This is a genomic window from Streptomyces sp. R28 (genome assembly GCF_041052385.1).
Taxonomy (GTDB): Bacteria; Actinomycetota; Actinomycetes; order Streptomycetales; family Streptomycetaceae; genus Streptomyces.
Genome location: NZ_CP163439.1, coordinates 7,909,228 through 7,930,379, shown reverse-complemented (window position 1 = coordinate 7,930,379; position 21,152 = coordinate 7,909,228). Strand labels below are relative to the sequence as shown.

The following is a 21,152-nucleotide window of genomic DNA, read 5'->3' as shown; positions in this document are numbered from 1 at the left end:
GCCAGGTGTGTCAGGGTCACCTGACTCGTAAGCTGTACCGGCTGCCCACGCGCCTTACCGAGTAGCCCTGGGCCACCCTGAGTCGCCCCGAGCCGCTCAGTCCCGCCACTTCCGTCTGACCGGAGACCCCTGTGCCGAGCCCCTACCGCGCCCTGTTCGCCGCCCCCGGCACCAAGGGCTTCACCGCCGCGGGCTTCCTCGGCCGGATGCCGCTGTCGATGATGGGCATCGGCGTGGTCACGATGGTCTCCCAGCTGACCGGCCGCTACGGCCTCGCCGGCGCCCTGTCGGCCACGATCGCGCTCTCCGCGGCGGTGGCGGGCCCGCAGGTCTCCCGCCTGGTCGACCAGCACGGGCAGCGGCGGGTGCTGCGTCCGGCGACGCTGATCGCGCTGGCGGCGGGCGCCGGGCTGCTGCTCGCCGCCCACTACGGGTGGCCGGACTGGGTGCTGTTCGTGGCCTGCGTCGGTATCGGCTGCGTGCCCAGCGTCGGGGCGATGACCCGGGCCCGCTGGGCCGCGCTGTACCGGGAGACGCCGCAGTTGCACACCGCGTACTCCTTCGAGTCCGTGATCGACGAGGTGTGCTTCATCTTCGGGCCGATCATCTCCATCGGACTGTCCACGGCGTGGTTCCCGGAGGCCGGGCCGCTGCTCGCCGGCTGCTTCCTGGCCGTCGGTGTCTTCTGGCTGACCGCCCAGCGGGCCACCGAGCCCGCGCCGCACCCGCGCGAGCACCGGGGTGGCAGCTCGGCTCTGCGCTCCCCCGGACTGCAGGTCCTGGTGGCCACCTTCGTGGCGACCGGGGCGATCTTCGGGTCCGTGGACGTGGTCACGGTGGCCTTCGCGGACGAGCAGGGACACAAGGGCGCCGCGAGCCTGGTCCTCGCGCTGTACGCGGGGGGCTCCTGCGCGGCGGGACTCGTCTTCGGGCTGTTGCGCTTCAAGGGGGCGCCCGAACCTCGCTGGCTGCTGGGCATATGCGCGATGGCCGTGAGTATGATCCCCCTCCTACTGGTCGGAAACTTGCCGTTTCTGGCCGTGGCACTGTTCGTCTCGGGCATGGCGGTCGCTCCCACGATGATCACCACCATGTCCCTGATCGAAGAGCACGTACCACGCGCGCAACTGACCGAGGGCATGACCTGGGTGAGCACCGGGCTCGCGGTCGGGGTCGCGCTCGGCTCCTCCGCGGCCGGCTGGGTGATCGACGCCGCCGGTGCGGACGCCGGGTACGGGGTTCCGGCGGTGGCCGGGACCGTCGCGGTCGTGGTGGGTTTCCTGGGGTATCGCCGGCTCAGCAGGCCGGCTCCGCGTCGGGGAGGCACCGTTGAGCAGCACAGCGAGCGGCAGGAACGGCACGTGGCGTAACTGGGGCGGCAATGTCCCCGCCCGCCCCGCGCGAGAGGTCACTCCGGCCTCCGTCGAGGAGCTGTCCGCGGCCATACGCCGGGCCGCCGAGGACGGCCTGAAGGTGAAGGCGGTCGGCAGCGGCCACTCCTTCACGTCCATAGCCGCCACCGACGGCGTGTTGATCCGCCCTCAACTGTTGACCGGGATCCGCTCCATCGACCGGGATGCCATGACGGTCACGGTCGAGGCCGGCACCCCGCTCAAGAGGCTCAACCTGGCCCTGGCGCGCGAGGGCCTGTCGCTCACGAACATGGGCGACATCATGGAGCAGACGGTCTCGGGCGCCACCAGCACCGGCACCCACGGCACGGGCCGTGAGTCGGCCTCGATCGCCGCTCAGATCAAGGGCCTGGAACTGGTCACGGCCGACGGTTCGGTGCTCACCTGCTCCGAGAAGGAGAACCCGGAGGTCTTCGCGGCCGCCCGCATCGGCCTCGGCGCCCTGGGCATCGTCACCGCGATCACCTTCGCCGTGGAGCCGATCTTCCTGCTCTCCGCGCGCGAGGAGCCGATGCCGTTGGACAAGGTCCTGGCGGACTTCGACGAACTGTGGACCGAGAACGAGCACTTCGAGTTCTACTGGTTCCCGCACACCGGCAGCACCAACACCAAGCGCAACAACCGCAGCGCGGGCCCGGAGAAGCCGGTGGGGCAGGTCGCCGGCTGGTTCGAGGACGAGTTCCTCTCCAACGGCGTCTTCCAGGCGGCGCAGTGGGCCGGCCGCGCGGTACCCGCCACGATCCCGGCGATCGCCCGGATCTCCAGCAAGGCGCTGTCCGCGCGGACCTACACGGACATCCCCTACAAGGTCTTCACATCACCGCGCCGGGTGCGCTTCGTGGAGATGGAGTACGCCGTTTCGCGCGAGGCCGTCGTCGAGACGGTGCGCGAACTGAAGGCCATGATCGAGCGCTCCGGCCTCAGGGTCAGCTTCCCGGTCGAGGTGCGCACCGCCCCGGCCGACGACATCACGCTGTCCACCGCCTCGGGCCGCGACAGCGCGTACATCGCCGTCCACATGGCCAAGGGCACGCCGTACCAGCGGTACTTCACCGCCGCCGAGCGGATCTTCACCGCGCACGAGGGGCGGCCGCACTGGGGCAAGGTGCACACGCGGGACGCCGAGTACTTCGCCCAGGTGTACCCGCGCTTCGGCGAGTTCACGGCGCTGCGGGACCGGCTGGATCCGGACCGCCGGTTCCAGAACGACTACCTGCGCAGGGTGTTGGGGGCGTAGCACTCGATCGGCTCGATCCACCCGGTCGGCCAACTGCGCAGCCAGGAGAGCCGCGGGCGAAAGTACTGGTTCCGTTTCCGGCGTTTGCGTGAAGTACGCCACGTTCAAGATCGGGGAACCGCTCAACGGACGGCCAAGTCCCACCCCTTGCCAGAAGTTGAGCGGCGCGCCAATCCACGCACGTGGCCCAAATGGAGTACTGTTGCGAGCCCTGGGTCCGGTCTCCCGCCAGGGCGTCCGTGGCCTTCAAGGACCGCCGGGAGGGGGCTAGTTGCACAGGGTGACGGAGTTGGTCACTTAGCGTTGCGAACAGGTAACCGTGCCATAACGGCGATCCAGGGCCCGTGCCCGACACGCCGGGCAACTCGGCAAGGTTGTGGCAGGCTGCACCCGGGCAGGCCACACTCGACTAGCGGAAGCAGCGACGCACGTGACGTCGGCAGGCACCACCCGGGAGGTCCCCATGCCCGAACTGCGTGTCGTGGCCGTCTCAAATGACGGCACACGGCTGGTGCTGAAGGCTGCCGACGCGACGGAGTACACGCTTCCGATCGACGAACGCCTGCGCGCAGCCGTGCGCGGCGACCGTCCCCGCCTCGGCCAGATCGAGATCGAGGTGGAGAGCCATCTCCGCCCCCGTGACATCCAGGCGCGTATACGCGCTGGTGCGACCGCGGAAGAGGTCGCCCAGCTCGCCGGCATCCCCGTCGACCGCGTACGGCGCTTCGAGGGCCCCGTGCTCGCCGAGCGCGCCTTCATGGCCGAACGGGCCCGCAAGACTCCCGTCCGCCGCCCCGGTGAGAACGCCGCCGGCCCGCAGCTCGGCGAGGCCGTCCAGGAGCGGCTGCTGCTGCGCGGCGCCGACAAGGACACCGTGCAGTGGGACTCGTGGCGCCGCGACGACGGCACCTGGGAAGTGCTGCTGGTCTACATGGTGGCGGGCGAACCGCACTCGGCGAGCTGGACGTACGACCCGCCCCGGCGGCTCGTACAGGCCGTCGACGAGGAGGCGCGCTCGCTGATCGGCGAGTCCGAGGACCTCGCCGCGCCGGAGCCCAGCTTCCCGTTCGTACCGCGTATCGCCCGGCTTCCGCGCGAGCGGGGGATGGACCGCGCCCTCGAGACCGCGCGGCCGAGCCTGCCGGCCCAGGCCTCCGAGCCCGTCGAGGAGACCACGGAGGAACGGGACTCGCTGACCAGCCTGCTGGAGGCGGTGCCCAGCTTCCGGGGCGACCTGGTGGTCCCGGAGCGCCCGCCGGAGCCGGACGCGGAGGAACCTCCCGCCGAACCGGCCACGGAGGAGCCTCCGGCCCCCGCCGCCTCGGCAGGTTCCGCCTACGCGGACGTCCTCATGCCCCGCTCCGTCGGCAGTCACCGTGACCGCCTCATCGGCGCCACGGACCGTCAGGCCGAAGCGGACGGCGTCCGCCCCGGCCGCCGGGCCGCCGTCCCGAGCTGGGACGAGATCGTGTTCGGGACGCGCAGGAAGAAGCAGGAGTAGCAGGAGCAGGCAAGCAGGAGCAGTCGGTCGTACGGCTGTGGATGCGGCCGTACGAGCACGAGGGCCGCGTGGGTTGCCACGCGGCCCTCGTGCTGCGTCCGTCTACTGCGGATCCGGCCCGACAGCCACCGGCCGCGACGAATCCGACGACCACTCCGACCACGAACCGACGTACAGGGCCGCCGGAACGCCGGCTACCGCCAGCGCCAGCACCTGGTGTGCGGCGGAGACGCCCGAGCCGCAGTACACGCCGACCTCCGCGCCCTCGGAGGCGCCCAGCGCCTTGAAGCGGGCCCCGAGTTCCTCGGCGGGCAGGAAGCGGCCGTCCGCGCCGACGTTCTCGTTCGTGGGGGCGGACACCGCGCCCGGGATGTGGCCGCCGACCGGATCGATCGGCTCGACCTCTCCGCGGTACCGCTCCCCCGCTCGCGCGTCCAGAAGTACGCCCGATCGAGCGAGCGCCGCGGCACCGTCGGCGTCGAGCAGCCCCGTCGCCCCCGGCACCGGCTCGAAGTCACCCTCCGCCGGAGTCGGGACCGAGGTCTCCAGCGACCCCTGCCAGGTCGGCAACCCGCCGTCGAGGACCCGCACATCCGGGTGACCCGTCCAGCGCAGCAGCCACCACGCGCGGGCCGCTGCCCAGCCCTGCCCGCCGTCGTACACGACCACCGACGCCGACGACGACACGCCCGACCTGCGCATCGCCGCGCCGAATTCGGCCAAGTCCGGCAGCGGGTGACGGCCGCGCGAACCGGGCGCGGAGGCCAGTTCCCGGTCCAGGTCGACGTAGACCGCGCCGGGGATGTGCCCGGCCCGGTACGCGGTCCGGCCGTCGAACGGCGGCTCGCCGGCCGCCTTGGCCACGGTCAGCTGCCAGCGGACGTCGAGCAGCACCGGCGAGTTCTCGCCCGTCAGTTCGCTCGCGAGTTCGGATGCGGAAATGATGACGTTCATGGCCCCCATCCTTGCGCACGGGGTGGCCGCATCGCCCGGCTCCGGCTACTCTGCCCGCCGGACAGACTCGATCACGAGGCGTACGGGATCGAGCACATGCTGTACAGCCGATCGACCTCCCTCGGCAATCGCACGGAAACGGGCGGTAAATCGCACACCGGGCATCCTCCGGGCACCGGCCGTCGTGCGGCGGCGTGCCCGCAGCGCGCGCGGCCACGGGTGGTGCGAGCATCGGCTCGGGGGTCCGGACCACGGACGCGACACGGCCACCACGAGAGGCCGAGGAGAGAGTGACGATGACCGAGGCACGGGGGTCGGCCGGCCCGAACGGCGCGACGCACGCCCGGCACACGCCCGGCACGCCCTGCTGGGTGAGCCTGATGGTGCACGGGCCGGCCGCGACCCAGGAGTTCTACGGAGCGCTGTTCGGCTGGGAGTTCCAGCCCGGCCCCCAGCAACTCGGCCCCTATGTGCGGGCCCTGCTCGACGGCAATGAGGTGGCCGGCATCGGCCAGCTGCCGCCCGACCGCCACCTCCCCATCGCCTGGACGCCCTACCTCGCCTCGAACGACGTGGACCTGACCGCCGAGACGGTACGGCTGTGCGGCGGCACCGTCGGGGTGGGCCCGCTGGACGCCGCCGAGGCCGGCCGGATGGCGATCTGCTCCGACCCCGCCGGCGCCGTCTTCGGCATCTGGCAGACGGCGGCCCACCTCGGCACCGCCGTCACGGGCGTGCCCGGCACCCCCGCCTGGAACGAGCTGCTGACCTTCGAGTCCGTCAACGTCGCCAAGTTCTACGAGAGCGTGTTCGCCTACGAGGAGGAGCCGGTGGTCTCCGCCGACTTCGACTACGTCACCCTGCACATCGACGGCCGCCCGGTCGCCGGCATCCACGGCGTCGGCAACGCCCTGCCGCGCGACCGGGGCCCGCACTGGATGACGTACTTCGAAGTCGCCGACACGGACGAGGCACTGGAGCGGATCGGCGAGCTCGGCGGCCATGTCCTCAAAGCGGCCCACGACAGCGCGCACGGCCGCGTGGCGACGGTGGCGGATCCGGAGGGGGCCCGGTTCTCCCTGATCCAGAATCCGCGCTGACGGCACTCAGGGGTGGCGCGGGGCGGCTTGGGGCCCGGACTCCGATCGGGGCAGCGGCTCAGGCCGGCTGCACCGGCAGGACGTCCGGGGACAGCGCCGCCGCCCGGGCGCTGGCCGCCGTCATACGGCGGCGGTGATGGCGGCGGCACAGGACCTCGTAGCCGACGGCGTCCGCCTGGTTGACGTCGCCGACGACCACCTGGGCGCCCTCGACGACCATCTCGCCGCCTATCGTGCGGGCGTTGTGCGTGGCGCGGGCGCCGCACCAGCACAGGGCCTCGACCTGGAGCACCTCGACCCGGTCGGCGAGTTCCACCAGGCGCTGGGAGCCCGGGAACAGCTTGGAGCGGAAGTCGGTGGTGATGCCGAAGGCGTAGACGTCGAGGCCCAGGTCGTCGACCACACGCGCGAGTTGGTCGATCTGGTTCGGTGCGAGGAACTGGGCCTCGTCGGCGATGACGGAGTCCGCGCGGCGTCCCCGGGAGAGGGGGTCGACGAGGTACGCGTACAGGTCCGTGCCGTCCTCGACCTCCACCGCGTCCGTGACCAGGCCGAGCCGCGAGGACAGCTTGCCTTCACCCGCACGGTCGTCGCGCGTGAAGATCATGCCCACGAGACCACGCGCCGAACGGTTGTGCTCGATCTGCAGAGCCAGCGTCGACTTCCCGCAGTCCATCGTTCCGGAGAAGAACACCAGCTCGGGCATGGCGGGTTGAGCACCTTTCGGTGAGGAGATCGGTCGGGAGGTGACGACGTCGGCGATGACGTGCAGGGCGTCAGGAGCGTACTTCGAGCAGGGGGACCAACTGCTCGGCGGGGGTCATCGAGCCGTGGTTGCCGACCATCGCCGACTCCTTCGGCTCCCGCTCGGACGCGATGATCAGGACGTCGTCCCGCGCGGCCGCGACCACGTCACCGATACGGTCGTGGACACGCTCGTCGATCCGTGGCCCGAACCAGCCCGCGGCGATCGCCTCGTCCCGGGAGGCCACCCAGAACTGTTCGCCGAGCACCTCGCGCCAGCAGGTCAGGACGTCGTTCGCGGCGCCGGGCACCGCGTAGACGTGGCGCGCCCGGCCCTCGCCGCCCAGCAGGGCGACACCGGCACGCAGCTCCCAGTCCTCGTCGAAGTCGATGCGGTGCTGCTCGTCGAAGGGCACATCGATCATGCCGTGGTCGGCGGTGACGTAGAGCGCGCTGCGCGGCGGCAGCTGCTCGGCGAGGCGCTGGACGAGCCGGTCGACGTACATGAGCTGGCCGCGCCAGGTGTCCGAGTCGACGCCGAAGCGGTGGCCGGCGCCGTCCAGTTCGGCGTAGTACGTGTAGACCAGGGAGCGGTCGCCCGCGGCCAGTTGCTCGGCCGCCAGGTCCATACGGTCCTCGCCGGTCAGCCGCCCGTGGAACGTGCCGCCGCTGAGCGCGACCTTGGTCAGCGGAGTGTTCTGGAAGGTGGGCGACGACACCTGGGCCGCGTGCACGCCCGCCTGGTGCGCCAGCTGGAAGACCGTGGGGTAGGGCTGCCAGACGCGCGGCGACGTCCACGGGTTCCAGCGCAGCTGGTTCATCAGCTCGCCGGTTTCGGGGTTGCGCACGGTGTACCCGGGCAGGCCGTGCGCGCCCGGCGGCAGGCCGGTGCCGACGGAGGCGAGGGAGGTCGCGGTGGTCGCCGGGTAGCCGGCGGTGATCGGGCGTCCGGTGCCGCCGCGCGAGCTGCTCAGGAGCGAGGTCATGAACGGCGCCTCATCGGGGTGCGCCTTGAGCTGCTCCCAGCCGAGGCCGTCCACCAGGAACACGCAGTTGCGGTCGGTGGCGGTCAGCTCGGGGATCGCGGCGGTCATCTCCGGTACGGCCATGCCTGCGGCCAGTGTGGGCAGCAGATCGGCGAGCGAGCCGCTGCCGTACTCGGGGACGGGCGCGGATTCGACGGCGAGAGGTTCCGGGTGGGAGTCCCAGGCGGTGGACTGGATCATCTCAGCGGGTGACGTCCGCCGTCGCCTCGGAGAGCGACTGCGCGAAGACGAGCGCCTGGCGCACCGTCTCCGGGCCGTCACCGGCCTCGCTGACCCGCAGGCTGAGGTCGTCCGCCGTGGAGTTGCCCGTGTAGCCGTGGTCGGCCTCGCAGTTGGGGTCGCCGCAGGCGGCGGGCTCCAGGTCGATACGGGAGACGGCACCCCAGCCGATGGTCAGCACGACCTCGCGGGGCAGCGTGCCCGGCTGGTACTGCTCCGGATTGGCGACCACACGGCTGACCACCACCGACGAGATCCGGCCGAGCTTCACGGACTCCGTGGACGTCGTGGCGTACGGCGTCGGGGAGGTGCTGTCGGCGGCCTGCTCGTCGGTGTGGCTGACGATGAAGCGGTTGCCGGTGAGGACGAGCACGGTCACATGCCGCCGCACCTCGTTCTGGTCGAACGTCGTCTCCTGATGGACCAGGTACGACCGGATCGGCTCGCCGCCCACAGCGGCCTCCACCGCCTCGGCCACGAGGGCCGGGTAGTAGCCGCTGCGCTCGATCGCCGCTCGCAGCCCCTGGGTCGTCGTACTGGTCTTGGCCATGACGCCCATCCTACGGGGGCCCACTGACTGCGAGGCACCGCTCACGGCGGTCTCAGTAGGTCGGGAGGGTCCTCGGCCCAAGGTCGTCGCGGGCAGGCGGTGGCGCGAGGCGTACCGAGGCGCCGAGCACGCTCAGGCCGTGGGTGGCGACGACGACCGGCTCCAGGGTGACCGCGACGACCTCCGGGTGGTCGTCGACCAGCCTCGACACCCTCAGCAGCAGCTCCTCCAGGGCAGGTGTGTCGACGGGCGTGGAGCCACGCCAGCCGAACAGGAGCGGTGCCGTCCGGATCGAGCGGACGATCGAGGTCGCGTCGCGGTCGGTGACCGGGATCAGCCGGTGCGCGGTGTCGCCGAGCAACTGTGAGGCGGCCCCGGCGAGGCCGAAGGACAGCACGGCGCCGGCCGCCGGGTCGATCACGGCCCGTACGACGGTGTCGACGCCGCGCGGCGCCATGCTCTGCACGACCGGCCGCAGCTCCTCCGGCCTGCCGAACAGCTCGGACAACTCGGCGTACGCCCGCCGCAGTTGCTCCTCGTCCGCCAGATCGAGCCGTACGCCGCCGAGGTCGGCGCGGTGGCGCAGATGCGGGGCGGTGGCCTTGAGGGCGACGGGGTAGCCGAGGGTGTGGGCGGCGTCGGCGGCGGCGTCGGGGGTGGGCGCGTGCAGGGCGCGGTGCGCATGGATGCCGTACTTGCCGAGCAGGTCGCAGGTCTCGTCCATGCCGAGCGTGAGCCCTTGCCCGCGCGCGAGCAGGCCGCCGATCAGCTGGGCGGCGCCCTTCTCGTCGATGTCCTCGTACTCCGGCACCTTCCCGGGGTCGGCCGCCTCGCGCCGCCACTGGGAGTACTTGACGGCTTCAGCGAGGGCGCGGACGGCGCGTTCGGCCGCGGGGTAGGCGGGGATGAGTCGGGGGGCCTTCTCCGAGGTGTCCGACTGCTCGGGCGGTGTCTCGGCAGGGAAGTCCAGGGGGCGGAACGGGTGGGTGGCACGCAGTGAGGTGCCGGGCGCCGTCCTGCCCGCCTGTGGTGCGGTGCTCGCCGCGGCCGACAGGGCCTCCGCCAGGCCGCCCAGCTCCACGTGCACCACCAGCACCGGCTTCCCCGGCACTCCCTCGGCCGCCGACCGCAGCGCCTCCGCCAGTTCCGCGTCCCCCGGCGACACCTCCCCGATCGCCGGGATCGCCGTCACCACCACCGCGTCGCAGGTGTCGTCCGCCAACGCGCGCGCCAGTGCCGCCCGGAAGTCCGCGGCCGACGCCCCCGTCGTCAGATCCAGCGGCGGCAGCGGCCGCAGCCCCTCGGACAGGCACGCGTCGTACGTCAGCAGCCCCAGCGACTCGGAGTTCCCGAGGATCGCCACGCGCGGCCCGGCCGGCAGTGGCTGACGCGCGAGCAGCAGCCCCGCGTCCACCAGCTCGGTGATCGTGTCCACCCGGATCACCCCGGCCTGCCGCAGCAGCGCGGACACCGTGGTGTGCGGCAACCGCGTGGCCCGGACCGCATGCCCCTGCGGCGCCGCGCCGCCGTGCCGCGCCCCCTGCACCACGACCAACGGTTTCGCCGCAGCCGTACGCCGCGCGAGGCGGGTGAACTTGCGCGGGTTGCCGATGGACTCCAGGTACATCAGTACGACGTCGGTGTCCGGGTCGTCGTACCAGTACTGCAGGACATCGTTGCCGGACACGTCGGCCCGGTTGCCCGACGAGACCAGGGTCGACACGCCCGTGACCCCGGTGACCCCGCCGCCGCGCCGGTGCAGCCGGGACAGCAGCGCGATCCCGATGGCACCGGACTGGGCGAACAACCCGATCCGGCCGGGACGGGGCATCTCGGGTGCCAGTGAGGCGTTCAGTCGTACGTCGGCGGAGGTGTTGATGATCCCGAAGGCGTTCGGCCCGATGATGCGCATGCCGTACGCGCGCGCGTGCCGGACGAGTTCGCGCTGCCGCTCGCGCCCGTCGGGCCCGCTCTCGGCGTATCCGGAGGAGACCACGACCAGCCCCTGCACGCCGTGCTCGCCGCACTCGGTGACCACGTCGGGGACGTACTCGGCCGGCACGGCGACCACCGCGAGGTCGACGGGCCCGTCGATGTCCCGCACGGACCGGTGCGCGGGCACGCCGTCGAGCTCCTTGAGGTCCTCCGGGAACGCCTTGTTCACGGCGTACAGCCGCCCGGTGAACCCGGCGTCCCTGATGTTGCCCAGGACGCTGCGGCCCACCCCGCCGGGCGTGCGGCCGGTGCCGATGACGGCGACGGAGCCGGGCACCAGCAGCCGCCGCACGGACCGCGCCTCGGCGCGCTGCTCGCGCGCGTACTGCACGGCGAGCGAGCGGTCCGTCGGCTCCAGGTCGAACTCCAGGCGTACGACGCCGTCCTCGAAGCTGCGCTTCTGGGTGTACCCAGCGTCCGTGAACACCTTGATCATCTTTGAGTTGGCGGGCAGCACCTCGGCGGCGAACCGGCGGATCCCGCGCTCGCGCGCGACCGCGCCGACGTGTTCGAGGAGGGCGGAGGCGACGCCGCGCCCCTGGTGGGCGTCCTGGACGAGGAAGGCGACCTCGGCCTCGTCGGCAGGTGCGGACGCGGGCATTCCGTCGGCGCCGATCCGGTCGTAGCGTACGGTTGCGATGAACTCGCCGCCCACTGTGGCCGCGAGTCCCACCCGGTCCACAAAGTCGTGGTGCGTGAAGCGGTGGACGTCCTTTGCGGACAGACGCGGGTAGGGCGCGAAGAAGCGGTAGTACTTCGACTCGTCCGAGACCTGCTCGTAGAAGCTGACCAAGCGCTCGGCGTCATCAACGGTGATGGGGCGGATGCGTGCGGTGCCGCCGTCGCGCAGCACCACGTCGGCTTCCCAGTGGGCGGGGTACTCGTGCCGGTCCGAGGCGCTCTGCATGGGGCCCAGGGTACGGCTCGCGTACGACAACGGCGCGAGGCAGTCTGTGGAGGACGTATGTCGGGTCGAGGCCGCGACCCGACGGCCACCTGAGGAGGGGCGGTTTGTCCCTCCCGGCATGCTTCACGGGTGTGGGAAACTGGTCTAGACAACCCTGAACACCGAAGGGCAGCATCACATGGCTGAGCGCCGCGTCAACGTCGGCTGGGCCGAGGGCCTTCACGCCCGCCCCGCTTCCATCTTCGTCCGGGCCGCCACGGCCGCAGGTATCCCGGTGACGATCGCCAAGGCCGACGGCAACCCCGTCAACGCGGCCTCCATGCTGGCCGTTCTGGGCCTGGGCGCCCAGGGTGGCGAGGAGATCGTCCTCGCCTCCGAGGCCGAGGGCGCGGACGCTGCCCTCGACCGTCTGGCGAAGCTGGTCTCCGAGGGCCTCGAGGAGCTTCCCGAGACGGTCTGAATGACCTGAGCGGGCTTCCGCTGCACACGGTGAAGCCGCGTCTGCCTTTCCGGCCGACGCGGCTTCGCTGTTTTTCGGCAGGCGGCCATGGAATTCACGCACAACCTGAAAAAGGGCAGCGGAAATTACCCGCCGCCAAATATCTCCTCTTTGTATACGGCGCCCGTGTTAATGTCGCAGGCTCGGCATGTTTACGGGATGTTGCGAATTCCTCACACGCTCCGCGCGGTCACCGCCGGAGCCGAACCGCAGGCGGTGCGCGGAGATCGCGCGCTCGGTGTGCAGCGCCGTGATCGCGCGGGCGCGGTCACTGTCGCCGCGCGCCACCGCGTCCACGATCGCGCCGTGCTCGGTCCAGGACTCCACGGGGTCGACCGGCGACTCCACCGCGTACATCCAGGCGATCTTGTGGCGCAGCTGGGTCAGCATCGAGGTCAGAGCGGGGCTGCCGCAGGCCTGGGCCAGCGTCTCGTGGAACCAGCCCCCCAGGGAGCGCAGATCCTCGCTGTTGCCCCGCCTGGCCCGCTCCTGGCCCAGCCTGACGAGGCCGCGCAGGACCTTCAGATGGGCCTCGGTGCGCCGCTGGGCGGCCCGGGAGGCGCCGAGCGGTTCCAGGAGGGTGCGCATCTCCAGCAGGTCGGCGGCCTCCTGCTCGGTCGGTTCGGCGACGCACGCGCCCGCGTGCCGCCGGGTCACCACGAAGCCCTCCGCCTCCAAGGTGCGCAGGGCCTCCCGCACGGGGACGCGGGAGACGCCGTAGCGGCGCGCGAGGAGTTCCTCGGTGAGCCGGCTGCCGCGCTCGTAGACACCGGCGACGATGTCGTCCCGGATCGCGGTGCATACCGAGTGCGCCGGAATACGCATGACCGACCTCCGCTTTAATCCCCGTGAAACGTCGACGAATGACGTGTGTTCAGTGACTCTATTGCAACCGGCTGGAATTTCCGATGGCGGGTCGGAATCCATGGATATTTTTTGGACAGCCGGTCGCCCGAAACGCCGAAAACCCCGGCTCGGGGAGCCGGGGCTTCGGGGAGGGGAGGCGCGGTGGAGGCGTCAGACGTTCACGCCGTGCGCGCGGAGGTAGGCGACGGGGTCCATGTCGGAGCCGTACTCTGCCGTCGTGCGGGCCTCGAAGTGCAGGTGCGGTCCGGTGACGTTGCCGGTGGCGCCGGACAGGCCGATCTGCTGGCCGGGGGTGACGGCCTGGCCCACCGAGACGCCTATGGACGACAGGTGGCCGTACTGGGTGTAAGTACCGTCGTTCATCTTGATCACGATGTTGTTGCCGTACGACCCGCCCCAGCCGGCCTCCACGACGGTGCCGGAGCCGACCGCGTGGACGGAGGTGCCGCTGGCGGCGTGGAAGTCGACGCCCGTGTGGCTGCCGGAGGACCAGACGGCACCGCCGGCCTTGTAGCCGGTGGAGATGTACGAGCCGGAGATCGGGGCCACGTAGGACAGCAGGCGCTTGCGCTCGGCCTCGCGGGCGGCGCGCTCCTTGGCCTCGCGCTCCTGCTTGGCCTTCTCGGCCGCCTTCTTGCGCGCGGCCTCCTCGGCAGCCTTCTTCAGGGCCGCGGCCTCCTGGGCGGCCTGCTCCTGGGCGGCTGCCTGGGCGTCGATCTGGTCGGCTATCGAGTCCTCGATGGTGACGACGGGTATGAGGCCGGTCTGCTCGACGGCGGGTTCGGCGGCGAGTGCCGGGGCGGCGAGGGTGCCTATGACGCCGGTGGCGGTGAGGGCGGCGACGCCCGCCGCGCGGGCGGTGGTGCGCTCGAACCGGCTGGGGCGACGGTGCTTCCCGGCGGGGCGGTTCTTCCCGGTGGCGCAGGTGAACGCCATGTAGTGGCTGGTCCTTTCCTTCCTTCTCGCCTACCGGGTTAGCTGACGGGTTCGGAGCAGGAAGGTCTCCTACGGACCCCCTCGCGGCTGCGCGGGCGTCCGATTCACCCCAGGGACTTCGATGGGTCCCCGGCTCCCCTGGCTCGCGCCGTACGGGGACTCGGCGATGACTGTCCGGTGCCGCGGGCGCGGCGCAGTGCCTGACGGACAGCCCGCAAGACGCTAAGCGGCACAACTTTCAATCCCCAAACGGATCGCGACTTTTGTAGCGCATCCCACAGGCCAGACAGGCAACCTCTCCCTCAATTCGGGCATAAAGGGGCCCTGGTGACTCTTTCGTCACCAGGGCCCCTGTGCGCGCGTGCCGCCGGCCGGCGCTGTGCCTGTCTCTACTCGGCTGCCGGGTGTCTCTACTCGGCTGCCACGACGGTGACTTCGCCGATGCCGAGGGCCTCGACGGGCTCCCGGATCTCGGCCGCGTCGCCGACGAGGATCGTCACCAGCCGGTCCACCGGGAAGGCGCTCACGGCCGCCGCGGTGGCCTCGACGGTGCCGGTCGCGGCGAGCCGCTGGTACAGCGTCGCCTGGTAGTCGTCGGGCAGGTTCTGCTCGACCTGGTCGGCCAGCGTGTTCGCCACGGAGGCGGCGGTCTCGTACTTCAGCGGCGCCACCCCGACGAGGTTCTGCACGGCGAAGTCCCGCTCGGCGTCGGTGAGCCCTTCGCCGGCGACCCCGCGCAGGACCTTCCAGAGGTCGTCCAGAGCCGGACCGGTGTTCGGGGTGTCGACGGAGCCGCTGATGGCGAGCATGGCCGCACCCGTGCCGTCCGGGGCGGAACGCAGGACCTGCCCGAACGCGCGCACACCGTAGGTGTAGCCCTTCTCCTCGCGCAGGACCTTGTCCAGGCGGGAGGTGAGGGTGCCGCCGAGGCAGTAGGTGCCGAGCACCTGCGCGGGCCACACGCGGTCGTGCCGGTCGGGGCCGATGCGGCCGATCAGCAGCTGCGTCTGGACCGCGCCGGGGCGGTCCACGATGACGACGCGCCCGGTGTCGTCCGCGGTCACCGGCGGGACGGGCCGGGGCTGGGCCGGGGAGCCGGTCCAGGCGCCGAGGCTGTCGCCGAGCAGGTCGTCGAGGTCGACGCCGGTGAGGTCGCCGACGACCACGACGGTGGAGGTGGCGGGGCGCACATGCCGCTCGTAGAAGGCGCGTACGCCCGCGGAGTCGATGCCCGCGACCGTGTCCTCGGTGCCCTGGCGCGGGCGGGACATGCGCGAGGTCGCCGGGAACAGCTGCTTGGAGAGCTCCTTGGCGGCGCGGCGCGAGGGGTTGGCCAGCTCGTGCGGGATCTCGTCGAGCCGGTTGCGCACCAGGCGCTCGACCTCGGCGTCCTCGAAGGCGGGCGCCCTGAGGGCGTCGGCGAGCAGACCGAGCGCCTTGGGCAGACGGGAGACCGGCACTTCGAGGCTGACGCGGATGCCGGGGTGGTCGGCGTACGCGTCGAGCGTGGCGCCGCAGCGCTCCAGCTCGGCGGCGAACTCCTCGGCGGTGTGCTTGTCGGTGCCCTCGGACAGGGCGCGCGCCATGATCGTGGCGATGCCGTCCAGGCCCTTCGGCTCGGCGTCCAGGGGCGTGTCCAGGAGCACCTCGACGGCGATGACCTGCTGGCCGGGGCGGTGGCAGCGCAGGACCGTCAGGCCGTTGTCCAGCTTGCCCCGCTCGGGCGCCGGGAACGCCCAGGGCCGGGCCTCACCGGCCTGGGGCTGCGGGTGGAACTCCATGCTGGCGAGCTCGGTCACTGCGCCGACTCCTCGTTCTCGTCGGTGGTCTCGGCGGCCTCGAGGTCGTCGGCCTCGGCTGCGGTCGGCTCGTACACGAGCACCGCTCGGTTGTCGGGGCGCAGGCGGGCCTTGGCGACCGCCTGGACCTCCTCGGCGGTGACGTCGAGGACACGCTGTACGGCGGTGAAGGCGAGCTGCGGGTCGCCGAACAGGACGGCGTACCGGCACAGTTCGTCGGCGCGGCCCGCGACGGTGCCGAGCCGGTCCAGCCATTCGCGCTCCAGCTGGGCCTGCGCGCGCTCCATCTCCTCGGCGGTGGGGCCCTCCGCCGCGAAGCGGGCGAGCTCCTCGTCCACGGCCGTCTCGATGACCGGCACCTCGACGTCGCCGGAGGTCTTCACGTCCAGCCAGCCCAGGGAGGGCGCCCCGGCCAGGCGCAGCAGGCCGAACCCGGCCGCCACAGCCGTACGGTCGCGGCGGACCAGCCTGTTGTAGAGGCGGGAGGACTCGCCGCCGCCGAGGACGGTCAGCGCGAGGTCGGCAGCGTCGCACTCGCGCGTGCCGTCCTTCGGGAGCCGGTAGGCGGCCATCATCGCGCGCGCGGGGACATTCTCCTCGACGACCTCGCGCAGCTGCTCGCCGATGATCTCGGGCAGCGAGCCGTCGCGCGGCTCGGGCTTGCCGTCGTGGGCCGGGATGGTGCCGAAGTACTTCTCGACCCAGGCGAGCGTCTGCTCCGGGTCGATGTCGCCGACGATGGACAGGACGGCGTTGTTGGGCGCGTAGTAGGTGCGGAAGAACGCGCGGGCGTCCTCCAGGCTGGCCGCGTCCAGGTCGGCCATCGAGCCGATCGGCGTGTGGTGGTAGGGGTGTCCGTCCGGGTACGACAGGGCGGTGAGCTTCTCGAAGGCCGTGCCGTACGGGACGTTGTCGTAGCGCTGGCGGCGCTCGTTCTTGACGACGTCCCGCTGGTTGTCCAGGCCCTCCAGGTCGAGCGCCACCAGCAGGCTGCCCATGCGGTCGGCCTCCAGCCACAGCGCGAGCTCCAGCTGGTGGGCGGGCATGGTCTCGAAGTAGTTGGTGCGCTCGAAGCTGGTGGTGCCGTTCGGCGAGCCGCCCGCGCCCTGGACGAGCTCGAAGTGGCCCGTGCCCTTCACGCTGCTCGAGCCCTGGAACATCAGGTGCTCGAAGAGGTGGGCGAGTCCGGTACGGCCCTTGACCTCGTGACGGGAGCCGACGTCGTACCAGAGACAGACCGCGGCGACCGGCGTGAGGTGGTCCTCGGAGAGCACCACGCGCAGGCCGTTGGCCAGGCGGTGCTCCGTCGCGGTGAGGCCGCCGGATTGTGCCTCCGGTGTGGCCGTGTGACCCATGGGCAAGGTGTCCTTCCGGTCGCGTGCAATGCGTTGTGCCGAGCAGTTCGTATTCAGCTCCTGCCACTGTATGCAGCGTCCGAAGGGTCGGCGAAGTTCCCGGTCAGAACGCCGTGTCCGTACGGCGGTGAACGCGAGCCGGGGGCGCCGGACAGGACAGCGCGCGGGCACGGCTCGCCGTCCCCTCCCACCTGCCTGCTGCCTCACGACCTCGGACGGTGCCCGCCGATCACTCCGGCGAGTGAACGGTCTCGCCGCGCTCGTTTGCCCTCCCGCAAGCGTGGCCCCGGCCAGGGCGGTTGGCAGTCAGTCCCGACCCTCGGTCGCAGGCACAGCCGGGCGTCGGCGACACTTCTCGGACGCCGGGCGGGAGCCCAACATCGGATCCTGGTCGGTGGTTGTCAGTGGCGCGGTCCACAATGGTCCGCGTCAGATCCCGCAAACGCTCGAGCGACGAGAACCAGAGGAGCCGGCAGCGATGGCCCGCCGCAGCACGAAGACCCCGCCGCCCGACGACTCGTACGAGGAGAAGATCCTCGACATCGACGTCGTCGACGAGATGCAGGGCTCCTTCCTCGAGTACGCGTACTCGGTCATCTACTCGCGCGCCCTGCCGGACGCCCGCGACGGCCTCAAGCCGGTGCACCGCCGCATCGTCTACCAGATGAACGAGATGGGCCTGCGCCCCGACCGCGGCTATGTGAAGTGCGCCCGCGTCGTCGGCGAGGTCATGGGTAAGTTGCACCCGCACGGCGACGCGTCGATCTACGACGCGCTGGTGCGCATGGCCCAGCCCTTCTCGATGCGCGTCCCGCTGGTCGACGGTCACGGCAACTTCGGCTCGCTGGGCAACGACGACCCGCCGGCCGCCATGCGGTACACCGAGTGCCGCGCCGCCGAGCCCGCGAGCCTGATGACGGAGTCCATCGACGAGGACACGGTCGACTTCACCCCCAACTACGACGGCCAGGAGCGGGAGCCGGTGGCGCTGCCCGCCGCCTTCCCGAACCTCCTGGTGAACGGCTCGTCGGGCATCGCGGTCGGCATGGCCACCAACATGCCGCCGCACAACCTCGCCGAGGTCATCGCGGCCGCCCGCCACCTGATCCGCTACCCGAGCGCGGATCTGGACGCCCTGATGAAGTACGTCCCGGGCCCCGACCTGCCCACCGGCGGCCGTATCGTCGGCCTCTCCGGCATCCGGGACGCCTACGAGACGGGCCGCGGCACGTTCAAGATCCGTGCCACGGTGTCGGTGGAGACCGTGACGGCGCGCCGCAAGGGCATCGTCATCACCGAGCTGCCCTTCGCGGTCGGCCCGGAGAAGGTCATCGCCAAGATCAAGGACCTGGTCGGATCGAAGAAGATCCAGGGCATCGCCGACGTCAAGGACCTCACCGACCGCGAGCACGGCCTGCGCCTGGTCATCGAGATCAAGAACGGCTTCGTGCCCGAGGCGGTCCTGGAGCAGCTCTACAAGCTGACGCCGATGGAGGAGTCCTTCGGCATCAACAACGTCGCGCTGGTCGACGGCCAGCCCCTCACCCTGGGCCTCAAGGAGCTCCTGGAGGTCTACCTCGACCACCGCTTCGAGGTCGTACGGCGGCGCAGCGAGTTCCGCCGCAGCAAGAAGCGCGATCGACTGCACCTGGTCGAGGGCCTGCTGACGGCGCTGCTGGACATCGACGAGGTCATCCGGCTGATCCGGTCCAGCGACAACTCCGCGCAGGCCAAGGAGCGCCTGATGGAGCGCTTCTCGCTGAGCGAGGTGCAGACGCAGTACATCCTGGACACCCCGCTGCGCCGCCTCACCAGGTTCGACCGTATCGAGCTGGAGGCGGAGAAGGACAAGCTGAACGCGGAGATCGCGGAGCTGAGCCGGATCCTCGACTCGGACGCGGAGCTGCGCAAGCTGGTCTCCTCCGAACTGGCCGCGGTGGCCAAGAAGTTCGGCACCGAGCGGCGTACGGTCCTGCTGGAGTCGGCGGGCACCACGGTCTCGGCGGTATCGCTCCAGGTGGCGGACGACCCGTGCCGGGTGCTGCTGTCCTCGACGGGGCTGCTGGCCCGTACGGCGAACGGCGACCCCTTCGCGGAGGACGGCGACGCGAAGCGCTCCAAGCACGACGTAATCATCTCGGCGGTGCCGGCCACGGCCCGCGGCGAGGTGGGCGCGGTGACGTCCACGGGCCGTCTGCTGCGCATCAACGTCATCGACCTGCCGCAGCTGCCGGAGACGGCGGCGCGGCCGAACCTCGCGGGCGGCGCGCCGCTGTCGGAGTTCGTCTCGCTGGAAGGCGACGAGACCCTGATCTGTCTGACCACGCTCGACGAGTCCTCCCCCGGCCTGGCGATCGGCACGGAACAGGGCGTCGTCAAGCGTGTGGTGCCCGACTACCCGACCAACAAGGACGAGCTGGAGGTCATCACCCTCAAGGAGGGCGACCGGATCGTCGGCGCGGTCGAGCTGCGCACCGGGGAGGAGGACCTGGTCTTCATCACGGACGACGCACAGCTGCTGCGCTACCAGGCCTCGCAGGTCCGCCCGCAGGGCCGCGCCGCCGGCGGTATGGCCGGCATCAAGCTCACGGAGGGCGCGAAGGTCATCTCCTTCACGGCGGTGGACCCGGCGGCCGACGCGGTCGTCTTCACGGTCGCGGGCTCGCGCGGCACGCTGGACGACTCGGTGCAGACGACGGCCAAGCTGACCCCGTTCGACCAGTACCCCCGCAAGGGTCGCGCCACCGGCGGCGTCCGCTGCCAGCGGTTCCTGAAGGGCGAGGACTGCCTGTCCGTGGCCTGGGCGGGCGTCGCCCCGGCACGGGCCGCGCAGAAGAACGGCACTCCGGCCGACCTCCCGGAGATGGACCCGCGCCGCGACGGCTCCGGCGTGTCGCTGCCGAAGACGGTGGCGGTGGTGGCCGGTCCGGTCTAGGCCTCCTGGAAGTCCTCTTCCTCCGGGTCCTGTACGTAGCGCAGAACGCCCCACATGCCGTGCTCGTCGGCGTGTGGGGCGTCGCTCTTGCACGACTCGAGTTCCTTGGCCAGGGAGGCGGTATCGATGGCGGAGCCGATGAGGACGAGCTGGGTCAGACGCGCGTCCCCGGCAGCCCACGGCTCCGGGTAGAAGCGCAGGAACCGTCCGACGGCGTGCACGGCGTAGCGGTTCGCGGCGTCGTACGGGCCGAAGTCGACATATCCCTTGATCCGGTACAGGCCCTCCGGCCTGCTGTCCAGGAACCTCATCAACTGGCGTGGGTCGAGGGGGACTTCGCAGACGAAGGACATGCTGTCGTAGCCGGCGTGCAGGTGGTCGCTGTGATCCTCGTCGTGCTCGTGCAGGTCGTCGAAGGACAGCTGTCCGATGCGCTCCTCGCTGGGCCTGCAGTCGAAGAGGAACTCGGGGTCGATACGGCCGTAGGTGGCGGGGACGACGGCGGCGCGGTCGGTGAGGTCGCGGACCAGGCCGAGGACGCGCTCCCCGTCCGCCGCCCGGTCGAGCTTGTTGACCACGACGAGGTCGGCGAGGGCGAGGTGCCGGTCGATCTCGGGGTGCTTCGCGCGGGTGTCGTCGAACTCGGCGGCGTCGACGACCTCGACGAGCCCGCCGTACACGATGCCCGGATGTTCGCTGGCGAGCACCATGCGCACGAGCTCCTGGGGCTCGGCGAGTCCGCTGGCCTCGATGACGATGACGTCGATGCCGGTGGACGGCCGGGCGAGCCGCTCCAGGTAGACGTCCAGCTCACTGGCGTCGACCGCGCAGCACAGGCAGCCGTTGCCGAGGGAGACGGTGGAGTCGCCGAGCGCGCCGGCGACGGCCATGGCATCGATCTCGATGGCGCCGAAGTCGTTGACGAGGGCGCCGATGCGGGTGCCTTGGCTGCGATGGAGGAGGTGGTTGAGCAGAGTCGTCTTGCCGGAACCGAGGAATCCGGCGAGTACGACGACCGGGATCTGGTGCGGACCGGGGCTCGGCTGACGCAACGTGCGACCTCTCTCACGCCGACGGGTGCACCGGCTCGCGGGGC

Annotated in this window: 16 protein-coding genes and 1 riboswitch; of the genes, 6 read left to right on the top strand and 10 right to left on the bottom strand. The window is 71.4% G+C overall.

Going from position 1 to position 21,152, the window contains the following annotated elements; genetic code table 11:
- The first annotated feature begins 131 nt into the window (after positions 1-131).
- From AB5J49_RS35400 to sepH, 3 genes are all read left to right on the top strand, one after another.
- Positions 132-1,370, top strand: coding sequence for an MFS transporter (locus tag AB5J49_RS35400; RefSeq protein ID WP_369172927.1), 1,239 nt, complete (start codon positions 132-134; stop codon positions 1,368-1,370).
- Complete coding sequence (locus AB5J49_RS35395; protein WP_369172926.1) at positions 1,330-2,649, top strand: D-arabinono-1,4-lactone oxidase; 1,320 nt, start codon at positions 1,330-1,332, stop codon at positions 2,647-2,649. Before AB5J49_RS35400 ends, AB5J49_RS35395 begins: the two co-directional genes overlap by 41 nt.
- 463 nt (positions 2,650-3,112) lie before the next feature.
- Positions 3,113-4,150, top strand: a complete 1,038-nt coding sequence (gene sepH, locus AB5J49_RS35390; protein ID WP_369172925.1) for a septation protein SepH — start codon at positions 3,113-3,115, stop codon at positions 4,148-4,150.
- A 102-nt stretch (positions 4,151-4,252) separates the two neighbouring features.
- Here sepH and AB5J49_RS35385 read toward each other — a convergent pair whose 3' ends face one another.
- Positions 4,253-5,104, bottom strand: coding sequence for a sulfurtransferase (locus tag AB5J49_RS35385; protein ID WP_369172924.1), 852 nt, complete (start codon positions 5,102-5,104; stop codon positions 4,253-4,255).
- A 296-nt stretch (positions 5,105-5,400) separates the two neighbouring features.
- Here AB5J49_RS35385 and AB5J49_RS35380 point away from each other — a divergent pair, with 296 nt between their 5' ends.
- Complete coding sequence (locus tag AB5J49_RS35380; RefSeq protein WP_369172923.1) at positions 5,401-6,204, top strand: VOC family protein; 804 nt, start codon at positions 5,401-5,403, stop codon at positions 6,202-6,204.
- A gap of 58 nt (positions 6,205-6,262) precedes the next feature.
- On the opposite strand, the gene AB5J49_RS35375 is transcribed toward AB5J49_RS35380, so the two are convergent.
- The 4 genes from AB5J49_RS35375 to AB5J49_RS35360 form a co-directional block, all read right to left on the bottom strand.
- Complete coding sequence (locus tag AB5J49_RS35375) at positions 6,263-6,910, bottom strand: thymidine kinase (protein ID WP_369172922.1); 648 nt, start codon at positions 6,908-6,910, stop codon at positions 6,263-6,265.
- Positions 6,911-6,980: 70 nt separating this feature from the next.
- Positions 6,981-8,174, bottom strand: coding sequence for an alkaline phosphatase family protein (locus AB5J49_RS35370; protein WP_369172921.1), 1,194 nt, complete (start codon positions 8,172-8,174; stop codon positions 6,981-6,983).
- A gap of 1 nt (position 8,175) precedes the next feature.
- On the bottom strand, positions 8,176-8,763 hold the full coding sequence (locus tag AB5J49_RS35365) for a DUF5998 family protein (RefSeq protein ID WP_369172920.1): 588 nt from the start codon (positions 8,761-8,763) through the stop codon (positions 8,176-8,178).
- A 52-nt stretch (positions 8,764-8,815) separates the two neighbouring features.
- Positions 8,816-11,665, bottom strand: a complete 2,850-nt coding sequence (locus AB5J49_RS35360; protein WP_369172919.1) for a GNAT family N-acetyltransferase — start codon at positions 11,663-11,665, stop codon at positions 8,816-8,818.
- 178 nt (positions 11,666-11,843) lie between these two features.
- On the opposite strand from AB5J49_RS35360, the gene AB5J49_RS35355 reads away from it, so the two are divergent.
- Positions 11,844-12,125, top strand: a complete 282-nt coding sequence (locus AB5J49_RS35355; protein WP_126395589.1) for an HPr family phosphocarrier protein — start codon at positions 11,844-11,846, stop codon at positions 12,123-12,125.
- Positions 12,126-12,293: 168 nt separating this feature from the next.
- Here AB5J49_RS35355 and AB5J49_RS35350 read toward each other — a convergent pair whose 3' ends face one another.
- The 4 genes from AB5J49_RS35350 to AB5J49_RS35335 form a co-directional block, all read right to left on the bottom strand.
- Complete coding sequence (locus AB5J49_RS35350; RefSeq protein WP_369172918.1) at positions 12,294-12,989, bottom strand: GntR family transcriptional regulator; 696 nt, start codon at positions 12,987-12,989, stop codon at positions 12,294-12,296.
- 192 nt (positions 12,990-13,181) lie between these two features.
- Positions 13,182-13,967 (bottom strand): M23 family metallopeptidase, encoded by a 786-nt coding sequence (locus tag AB5J49_RS35345; RefSeq protein WP_369172917.1) that lies wholly within the window; start codon positions 13,965-13,967, stop codon positions 13,182-13,184.
- A gap of 13 nt (positions 13,968-13,980) precedes the next feature.
- Positions 13,981-14,143, bottom strand: a riboswitch (cyclic di-AMP (ydaO/yuaA leader).
- Positions 14,144-14,377: 234 nt separating this feature from the next.
- The gene (locus tag AB5J49_RS35340; RefSeq protein WP_369172916.1) at positions 14,378-15,766 is read right to left on the bottom strand and encodes a M16 family metallopeptidase; all 1,389 of its coding nucleotides are present in this window, start codon (positions 15,764-15,766) and stop codon (positions 14,378-14,380) included.
- Complete coding sequence (locus AB5J49_RS35335; protein ID WP_369172915.1) at positions 15,763-17,121, bottom strand: M16 family metallopeptidase; 1,359 nt, start codon at positions 17,119-17,121, stop codon at positions 15,763-15,765. Before AB5J49_RS35335 ends, AB5J49_RS35340 begins: the two co-directional genes overlap by 4 nt.
- Before the next feature lie 478 nt (positions 17,122-17,599).
- On the opposite strand from AB5J49_RS35335, the gene AB5J49_RS35330 reads away from it, so the two are divergent.
- Complete coding sequence (locus tag AB5J49_RS35330; RefSeq protein ID WP_369172914.1) at positions 17,600-20,056, top strand: DNA topoisomerase (ATP-hydrolyzing) subunit A; 2,457 nt, start codon at positions 17,600-17,602, stop codon at positions 20,054-20,056.
- Here the strand turns inward: AB5J49_RS35330 and AB5J49_RS35325 are convergent.
- Complete coding sequence (locus AB5J49_RS35325) at positions 20,053-21,108, bottom strand: GTP-binding protein (RefSeq protein ID WP_369172913.1); 1,056 nt, start codon at positions 21,106-21,108, stop codon at positions 20,053-20,055. The genes AB5J49_RS35330 and AB5J49_RS35325 overlap by 4 nt on opposite strands.
- Positions 21,109-21,152 lie beyond the last annotated feature (44 nt).